The organism is Lichenihabitans sp. Uapishka_5 (assembly GCF_033947565.1).
Classification (GTDB): domain Bacteria; phylum Pseudomonadota; class Alphaproteobacteria; order Rhizobiales; family Beijerinckiaceae; genus Lichenihabitans.
The window spans coordinates 1-968 of sequence record NZ_JARPVX010000094.1; the positions used below are offsets into that span (position 1 = coordinate 1).

A 968-nucleotide genomic window follows, 5' to 3' on the forward strand; every position below is an offset into this window, starting at 1 on the left:
TAGCTTCTCAACAGCGCCAGCCTTGAAGACCTGAACGGCCCGGGCGATGGCGCCCACCTCGTCCCGGCGATCCAGCGATGGAACCATCACGGTCGTCTCGCCGCCGGCGAGTTTACCCATGGCAGCCGTGAGCTTGCGCAGTGGCTTGATGGCGCGCATGGACCACCACGCTACACCGGTCCCGAGAAGCGCGGCTCCGGCGAACAGAAGAGCGATCAGCCCAATGAATTCTGCCGCTGCAGCGCGGGTCTGGTCACCAAGCGTCCTGTTCTTGGCTTCTTCCAGATCAATGAAGCGGTTGATCGAGGCCAGCCATTCCACGAAATCGGGGCGTGCCTGCTGCAGCAGTAAGGCTTTGGCCTGGGTCGCGTCCCCTTTCGTTTGCAGTTCGACCACTTGGCCGATCACCGGCAGTGTCCTCGCCTCGATGGCTTTGATCGCGGTCAGGATCTCGGTTTCGTCGGGTGTGACGCCGGCGCCATCGTTCATGACGTCGTCGAGCGGTTTGGCCGAAGCCGCATAGGCGCTGGCCAGGGTCTGGATCCTTGCCACGGCGGCATCGAGATCCGGACGCGCATCGACCAGCACCACATCGCGGAGCGCGATGGCGCGGTCATGCACGCTGCCACGAAAGTTGATCGCGTAGCGCTGCTTGACGCTGTTGACGCTGTTGATTTCGTAGAGCGCGTTGGAAATGGCACTGACGCGGAGGTAGGCGAAGCCTGCCAGACAGGCCATGAGTAGCAGGATGGTGCTGAACCCCAGCACCAATCGATGTCCAATCTGCAGAGATTTCACGTCGGTGTTCCATACCAGGGTTTGAAAGGATGACCGCTTCGATGCAGGGACCTTGAAGCTTCGAAAGCTCAGATCCTCACGTCGGTTCGTGCGCGCTGTTTCAGTTCGCGATGCGAAGTGGCTCCGCCGGATCGCATCGTGCGTTCCGGTAGGCGTACGCCTGCCAAAAC

General features: G+C 61.4%; 1 protein-coding gene. It reads right to left on the reverse strand.

The features are described from left to right. Positions 1–798: MCP four helix bundle domain-containing protein (locus P7D22_RS19990; protein WP_319936021.1), on the reverse strand; the 798-nt coding region annotated here is incomplete at its 3' end. Positions 799–968 lie beyond the last annotated feature (170 nt).